General features: G+C 48.0%; 8 protein-coding genes. 1 reads left to right on the top strand and 7 read right to left on the bottom strand.

Annotation, left to right across the window (positions count from 1 at the left end):
- Positions 1 to 882 precede the first annotated feature (882 nt).
- The 3 genes from NG795_RS21680 to NG795_RS21670 all read right to left on the bottom strand — a co-directional run bounded on the left by NG795_RS21680 (position 883) and on the right by NG795_RS21670 (position 2,846).
- Positions 883 to 1,959 (bottom strand): SGNH/GDSL hydrolase family protein, encoded by a 1,077-nt coding sequence (locus NG795_RS21680; RefSeq protein WP_367290719.1) that lies wholly within the window; start codon positions 1,957 to 1,959, stop codon positions 883 to 885.
- Positions 1,960 to 2,024: 65 nt separating this feature from the next.
- Positions 2,025 to 2,168, bottom strand: coding sequence for a hypothetical protein (locus NG795_RS21675; RefSeq protein WP_367290718.1), 144 nt, complete (start codon positions 2,166 to 2,168; stop codon positions 2,025 to 2,027).
- Between the two features lie 225 nt (positions 2,169 to 2,393).
- Positions 2,394 to 2,846 (bottom strand): hypothetical protein, encoded by a 453-nt coding sequence (locus NG795_RS21670; protein WP_367290717.1) that lies wholly within the window; start codon positions 2,844 to 2,846, stop codon positions 2,394 to 2,396.
- Between the two features lie 67 nt (positions 2,847 to 2,913).
- Between NG795_RS21670 and NG795_RS21665 the strand changes: the two genes are divergently transcribed.
- Positions 2,914 to 3,213 (top strand): hypothetical protein, encoded by a 300-nt coding sequence (locus NG795_RS21665; protein ID WP_367290716.1) that lies wholly within the window; start codon positions 2,914 to 2,916, stop codon positions 3,211 to 3,213.
- Between the two features lie 51 nt (positions 3,214 to 3,264).
- On the opposite strand, the gene NG795_RS21660 is transcribed toward NG795_RS21665, so the two are convergent.
- From NG795_RS21660 to NG795_RS21645, 4 genes are all read right to left on the bottom strand, one after another.
- Positions 3,265 to 3,900 carry a hypothetical protein gene (locus NG795_RS21660; RefSeq protein ID WP_367290715.1) on the bottom strand — a complete coding sequence of 212 codons (636 nt, stop codon included), beginning with the start codon at positions 3,898 to 3,900 and terminating at the stop codon, positions 3,265 to 3,267.
- Positions 3,901 to 4,217: 317 nt separating this feature from the next.
- Complete coding sequence (locus tag NG795_RS21655; protein ID WP_367290714.1) at positions 4,218 to 4,400, bottom strand: hypothetical protein; 183 nt, start codon at positions 4,398 to 4,400, stop codon at positions 4,218 to 4,220.
- A 256-nt stretch (positions 4,401 to 4,656) separates the two neighbouring features.
- Positions 4,657 to 5,898 (bottom strand): bifunctional ornithine acetyltransferase/N-acetylglutamate synthase, encoded by a 1,242-nt coding sequence (gene argJ, locus NG795_RS21650; RefSeq protein WP_367290713.1) that lies wholly within the window; start codon positions 5,896 to 5,898, stop codon positions 4,657 to 4,659.
- 215 nt (positions 5,899 to 6,113) lie between these two features.
- Complete coding sequence (locus NG795_RS21645; protein ID WP_367290712.1) at positions 6,114 to 7,382, bottom strand: MFS transporter; 1,269 nt, start codon at positions 7,380 to 7,382, stop codon at positions 6,114 to 6,116.
- Positions 7,383 to 7,891 lie beyond the last annotated feature (509 nt).

The raw sequence follows: 7,891 nt of genomic DNA, 5'->3' as shown, positions 1-7,891 counted from the left end.
GCAATCCCGTACCAAATCCGACGAGTTGTCGGGTCTGCCGCGAGGTCTTGGCTAAATTTTGGGAATTTTGTTGCCATAGGTCCTCTGATATCCTGCTGATCTTAATCCGGGTTGATGTTAAGTAGCAAAAGCCGATTTATAGCATACAGCCAAAGCCTTCTGTCTCATTCACTTTGTCCCGTGAACCAGACCCCGACTAGGCGGAGTTGCCACATTTGATGGACGGTTTAAAACCGGATCGCGTTTGGCTTTTCAACATCGTTCGGGGGTTTTGAACCTTGATCCCGTCATGGTCAATCACGAGAGGGCATCAATACTGGGAGTTCGGGAAGATTGGTTTGACCCGTTCTCCTGGGTCGGTACTATGCCAGAAAATGGGTGATGGATCGAGGTTGAAACTGTCAGCAGAAAAACTGTGTTTCTGTACTCGGGTTCCATTTTCTGGAGGCAGACTCTAGTGAACTTATCCCAAGACGGGGCCGGGAGTGGATCCGAATTCCCGGATCCTCCCTAACGAGGCAAAGTTAGTAATTGTGGTGTAGTTTAGCAAAATTTGCGATCGCCTTGAAGCCCTTTTGCCCTCCTCTACCCAACTTTTAGGGGGGACCGATCGCCGCCCTTAAAAAAAGCCCCCGTTTTCAGAGAGGCTGCATAGGTCTAAAATGCTGATACCGTAAGGCTTAGAAGCTGGCAGGACGCCATCTTTAACACTTAAAAGAATGTAGAGGCGATTCGCGAATCGCCTCTACATTCTTTAGGGATGTTATTTTGATGTTAAAGATTGCCTAAGTCCTGTTTGGGAGACCGATCGCAGCGAACAGCTGGACCCCAAATCTCCCTAGCTGGATTGATAGCTATCCCCAAAAATTGTTATGGATGCTTTTAGCGCCTCGAATGAACCGCCAGCCAGGATTCTGCATGGGTGAGGGTCCCTTGCCAGAGTTCATACCCTCGCGCATTCAGATGTAATCCATCGGTGGTTAATTCCAACTGCAAGTTTCCGGCGCGATCGCTAAACTGAGCATACAAATCCAGATAACTCGCCCCTTCTTCCTGGGCGATCGCCGCCAATTGCTGATTAATCCACTCAATTTGCCGATTGGGAATCTGGGCTAACCGCGTGGGCAAAATTGATTGTAGGATTACCTGAGCACCAGGATGCTCTTGACGTAGGCAACGCAGAATCTGGCGATGATTCTCCAGAATTTCATCAACCCCCATCCCCTGGCGTAAATCATTAATCCCCGCCAAAATGTAAATCGTATCCGGTCGAGTTCCCCGCAAAGCCGACAATCGACTCAGGATGCCTCGGGAAGTATCCCCAGAAATCCCCTGATTCAACCAAATCCGCCCCTGGGGAAGTCGGTCCTGGGGAAACCACATACTAATGGAATCTCCCAACAACACCGCTAACCGATTAGAACCCTGTCCTTTCGCCACCGCTTGCGCTTCTCGTTCTAGCAGGGCTTTCCATTGTTCATAAGTCGGCTGTTCCCAGGCATTCACCCACAAGGATCCATAACTATCACTGGGAATACGGGTATAAGTCTGTCCCGCCTGTAATGCCGCTAACCGTTGTTGATACAGTTGCGGTCCCGACTGGGGTCGAAAGGACGGAGTTCGGGCATAAGCAACCCGTTCCGGTGCAGTTTCAGCTTTGGGAAGGGCCGCATTGGACGAGGCGATCGCCCGGTGAGACTGTCCCACAAATTCCGCTGGATAACTGCCAAACAGTTGATCACCCAACCCCAAGGGAGATAAACTGCCAACTGAACTAAATTCCGGCCCACTCATTTCTACTGTGGGAAGTATATCGGCCCTTACGGTTAATTCCCATTCCTGGGTGTTGATTCTCGGTACAGTTTGTTCTGGGGGCTTAGGCTGGTTCGGTATGGCGTCAGAGATTGAAGTCTTCATCTGAGTCAATAACCCGATCGCCAGCAATAATGGATCGCTCATCCCACGTCACTCCTTCACAGACACCTTTAAATTTCCCAAGCTGAATCGATCCAGTCAGGACAACCCTACACCCATTTTGAGACTTTGGATGCGGTAATCTGCTGTCGGATGCAACTCATGGGATGTCCAAACCCACAAATCAACACCGATGGATTCTCAATGCAACCCGATGAAAGCAGCGATCGCCTTGAGTCCTCTGTATAGGTCAAAATCTTCACCCCTTACCACAACTTTTACCGTCATCATATCCTCTGAAGTGCAATGAGCCGAATAAAAATTAGGTTGCAAAACTGGCAATTTATTATTTTTGGTATGAACGCAATAAAAAAGGCGGGATCTGAAGATAACCGCCTGCATCAAGCATAAAAATGAGTAATTTTTATGCTTTTACCCTGGAGTTTTTCTTAAAAAAGGGGAACGAGGACCCTCAGATTTTATTGCTGTTGCTGATAGTATTGCAAAACCTCTTGAGTATAGTCGGAAATTCTCTCACTGTTATATTGCTCAGGGTCTCCAGCCATCCACCAAGCCGCCGCCCGACGCACGGCTAAGGATTCATCATTGCCACTGGCTTCATACTCCTCCTGGAGGACATCGCTCATCACACAGGCTAAAACTTCTCTAGCTTGGGCTTCATTCGCTTCAAATTCCGCCGGGGTAAGTTCCTGTTGAATACAGAGTCTCGACCACCGGGGAATATTATCCGGTTTAATTTGCCACTCGCTATAGAGTCCGTCATCTTCCGTACCCGTATCCGGTGCAGCTAGTCGCAATGCCTCTACCAGAGAATCAACTTTGGCCTCAGTAATTTGGGCCCTCACCGGCATGGCAAATAGGAGAGAACTGGTCAATAATCCACCTAGAATTAGGCTGAATTTTCGAGTCATTTTTGAAGGTTTCAGCAAATTCATAACGGTCTATTTCCACTAAATTTCAAATGAGCTATTGTTCCGGGTGAATTGGGTTATTTTTGGAGACTTTCAATGGGAAATTTTTTCAAATCTGGTTATAGGTATAAACGAAGAACTACGCTTATTCACTCATCCAAAAGATAGAGAATCTGAAATATATTCTCTGGATAAGAAATATTTATTGATTCTCCTGCAATTGTTTAAGGAATTGCTAGGAAAAATTGCCGGAGGACTGTCGGGACAATCCACCCCAATCGGTGGCAAACCGCCCTATCACAATGCACAAATTGCCCGGATCCTTGAGCGGATGGACAAGGCAGTGCCTTTTTGTGGGCGGTATTGAAGTTAGAGGGGATGAGGTGCAGTGACCTAAGCTGGGGGAAAATGGCGATCGCTATGCGGGAGATGCAGCGGCCTCTTCATTGGGCTTAAAATAAATTCCTAAAGCACCCCACCCTTGATTTCGTAGATACAAATGAGCTGCAACTTGATGTTTGCAAAATGACTGGGGGTCAGAAGTTTGATAACAAGAACATCCCTCGGGTTTAATCTCGTTAATGTGGCCATTCAGGGGATTCCAGACGAGGATTTGATTCCCCAGTAACTTGACTTGCAATTCTTCGATCGCCGCTTGATTTTGCCGCTCCAGATAGTCGAATACCTCGCGATCGGGAAGGGTGTAGCGGGTTTCCCCTTGCTGGAAGCTCAGGCGATACTCACTGATGCTAATCCCGGTAATCGGTTCTCCCGGGCGATCGCGAATCCCCAACAAGCTCAACAGCGACTGAATCAAATATTTCCGGGCAATGAAGGTGCAGCCTCTCCCGTAGGGTGTCCGATAGACAATATAGGGCGTATTCGTCCGTTTGACGACCCCCAGCCGTTCTATCTGAATCGGACAAGGCACGATCGCCTTGTCCAAAGATTGTTTTCCTCCCTGGGGTAACCGTTTTGAGGCGGGTTTACTCGGTGTCAGTTCCAGCAGGCTAAAATTTTCGAGGGCGGGGGGTTGCGGATAGGTCGTGTTCATGGTATAATCCTTTCTTGTTTGGTGATTGTCTTGTGATTCGTGATTCTGGATTCGTGATTCTGGATTCTGGATTCGTGATTCTGGATTCTTGTACTTCTGGTACTGGTACTGGTCTTGTACTGATACTGGTCTGGTAGTGCTACGGGTACATAGATTCACTGATTATTGTTTTTCCGTTTTAACCTTCGATTAGTTAGTCGCTAATCGAGAATAATTCGGGTCATTTGGTCTAAAAGGCGCGGTACTACTTGGTCGTGGGCATCGCGCTTTTTTATTGTGTGCTTCTGCTTTAATTTTATTGGCAAAAAAACCTAAAGTCAAGAAGATTGGGATTTTTTGAGGTTTGCTTGGTCCGCCAGAGCTTGTAAGAGTTCCTCTACCAGGGGCATCTTATCATCCGGAATCACCTTGAGGATATGGGCCGCTTTTACTTTGGGGATAGGGAAGTAAAAACGCTCTCCTTGTCCGGTAGCTGGGCGTCCGCCTTTGTTCTTGTTCATCGAGTTCCGTTCAGAACGTCAGGTTTATTGTTCAGTAAAAGTAGGGGCAATTCAGTTGCAGGCAATTTCCCCCAAATGTTGAATCATCAGGCTTTCGATGGAAGGCGAATGCCCCAAATTGCTTTCCGCTTCCCGGGAAATATCCATCGCTCCTATTCAATTTTAACGTAAACTCAATCGGGTTTATCCCCCAGGAAGGGCAGTTGCCCCTCCTGCAACATCGGTGGATTTAGCCACGGGAACAAGCTATTGTCCCTTAAGTGGTGTACTCCGCGTTGATTTTCACATAATCATAGCTGAGGTCGCATCCCCAGGCTATTCCGGTTCCGGGTCCGTTGCCAATCTGCACCTGCATGAGCACTGTATCCTCTTTCAAATAGGCACCGGCAGCCGCTTGTTTCAGATAGGCACTGGCGGCAGGGCGATCGAACGCTAAGGGTTGACCATTTTCCATCAACAAAAACTCACCCAGTTGAATCCGCAGATTGTCTTGGTCAAAGGTAACCCCCGCACGTCCCGCAGCAGCCGCAATCCGCCCCCAGTTCGGGTCCCGTCCAAAGACGGCAGATTTAACTAAGCTCGATCCGACAATGGTTTTGGCGACCCGACGCGCTGCGGCGTCATCCGGTGCGCCGGTAACTTGAACTTCAATCAGGCAGGTTGCGCCTTCTCCATCCCGGGCGATCGCCTTCGCCAGATGTTGACAAACCGCCGTTAATCCCGCTTCTAATTTTTCCGCCTCCGGACCCATTTCTGTAATCGCCGGGGTCCGAGATTGTCCGTTTGCCAAAGCAATCAGAGTATCGTTGGTGCTGGTATCTCCATCCACCGTAATCTGATTAAAACTCCGATCTGCTGCCCGTTTGAGCATATCGTGCCACAGATGGGAAGAAACAGTGGCATCGCAGGTGACAAACGCCAGCATGGTTGCCATGTTCGGATGAATCATTCCCGAACCCTTGCAAATCCCACCGATTCGCACCGGACGGCCCTCAAAGGTGGTTTCTAAGGCGATGGTTTTGGGGACTAAATCCGTGGTGCAAATCGCTTTGGCGGCTGCATCATTGCCCTCGGGGGAGGAAGCCGCCACAACGGCGGGAATCCCGGTCCGCAAGGCATCCATTTTAATCCGTTGACCGATTACCCCGGTAGAGGCAATCAGGACGGAATTAGGGGAAATTGAGAGTTCTCGGGCTAATAAGTCGGCACTTTCGAGAGTATCTGCCAACCCTTGCTCCCCGGTGGCGGCATTGGCTTGTCCAGCGTTACATAAGATAGCGCGGGCGCTGGCTTTTTCCTCAAGGCGTTGGCGACAGTAGTCTACACAAGCGGCACGAACAACGGAGGTTGTAAACACTCCAGCGGCGATCGCCTCTACATCGGACCAAATCAATGCCAAATCCGGTGCTCCTGACGGTTTTAACCCAGCGGCAATCCCTGCCGCACGATATCCTTTTGGAGCCGTCACCCCTCCGGTTATTTCTTGCCAGTCTGCCATAGTTTTTTCCTTGAAAAGTGGCCTATTTGACAGGGGATTATACCAAGATGCGGCTCTGTGAAGGGTCTGGGTTTGACAACAATTGGGAGATGGGGGAGATGGGGAGGATAGGTTTTTTACGTTTACGGTGATTAACCTTAAGATTAACTGCACCTTCCGGTCCCCTCCCCTTGGCAAGGGGAGGGTTAGGGTGGGGTCCTCTTGATATGGCGTCTTTAGCCCTGTTCTCCCAGGGGTTCAATCTGCGGGGACGGAACTTCTTGCCAAAACAAGAGAAAAGCGATTAAACCCGCAATTAATTGAATGCCACCAAACAGGGTTAAAGACACTTCAAATCCGAAGTTTAATAATTCTCCAAACAACAGGCTGCCGATACCAAATCCTGTAAAGAGGGTAAATACTTTCAGTCCCATTGTTTGACCTAAACTATTCTCATCTCCTAAGTCAGTCACAATCCCGACAAACAAAGGTTGGGTCAGGTCATACCCCAAGGATAAAACGAGAACCGCTACGGTGGTTGCATTGGCGGAAATCTCAAAAATCATGGCAATTCCAGCTAAAGCCGACATGACTAACCCGGCAGGAATTAGCCAACGACGACCCCAGCGGTCCACGGCACGACCAATTAAAGAACTTAGCAACAAGCCTGGAATACCATAACCTAAAATGGTCAATCCAATGCTCAAGGCATCCATTTGATACCGTTGGGATAAGTACAACCCCAGCCAGGTATAGACCCCGGAGTGATAAATCCCATTCCAAAGCACATACGCATAAGTCCGTTGTCCTCGAAAACTGCCTAGGATTTGGCGATATCCTGCAAATATCTGGCGAATTGTGGGGAGATTGGATACATTGGGGGCATCAAATAAGTCTCCATAGGGTTGCATCTGCCACAGGACTAAAGCGGCTAGAACTGCTGTCCCCACAAAGAGCGATCGCCACCCGACAAAGGGTTCCAAAATCGCACCCCCGGCAGAACCGGCAGCCATTCCCCCTTCCATTGCAGCGAATACTAATCCTAATTTGCTGCCTCGTTGTTCAAAGGGGAATAAATCTGCAATTAAAGCAAAGGTTAATGGAATCACTCCACTGGCTCCAAGCCCGGTGAGTAGCCGCCATAATGCCATTTGTGAAGCGGTTTGAGCCGTGGCAGTCAAGGCAGTGCAAATCACAAAAATCGCCAAGGAAATGCGAATGACAGGCCATCGTCCAAATCGATCCGAGATGAGCCCATAAAACAACGCCATCAGGGCATAAGATAGCATATAGGCCGGAACAATAAAGCCTATTTCCTGAACCGGAACGCTAAATACTTCCGCTAAACGGGGAATCAGGGGAGCAATCATATATCCCTGAAGAAAAATTAAACCCGCCGCTATAGATAATAAAGAAAACAGGTTTTTATGTTGCTTCAACCGAATGGTGCGATCGGCAGCTTCGGTATGAGGCTGGTGTTCAAATTTGGGATGACGATTTGGCATGAATTTTAGATTTTGATAACTGACGACAAATCCTGAGTAGAAAACTTTTAAAAATTCCATCTCATCGCTCTATAGCTGAATAGAGATGTATTGCTGCTAACGCTTGCGAGATTTGAGTAGCCGGTTTAAAAAAACACTAGGGTTCTGGAGAAATTTAAATGATAAATCTTGACTTGTTGATTGAGGAAATTACATTTTTCCCGAAAATAAACAAAGCAACAAACTACAAAAAGTCAAGATATGATGACAATCAGTTTAACACGGGTTGCTTGCCCTAAAAGAAAATTTTTATCAGAAAAACTAATCATACCTATACCAAATCCTGTTGTAAAAATTCGCTTTTTCTCTAAGCAAAGCGCAGGCGGGCGCTACCCTTAACAGGAATGGCGGAAGCTATTGTCCACAACCGTTTGAGTCCGTAAATCATTCAAAACGTTCGTAGTGACTCATGAACTGAGTCATCTTTAAAGAAACCCCGTCAAGGGGTTACTACGAACGTTTGAATGATT

It is taken from the genome of Laspinema palackyanum D2c (assembly GCF_025370875.1).
Classification (GTDB): domain Bacteria; phylum Cyanobacteriota; class Cyanobacteriia; order Cyanobacteriales; family Laspinemataceae; genus Laspinema; species Laspinema palackyanum.
This window is presented reverse-complemented; position numbering and strand designations above follow the sequence as displayed.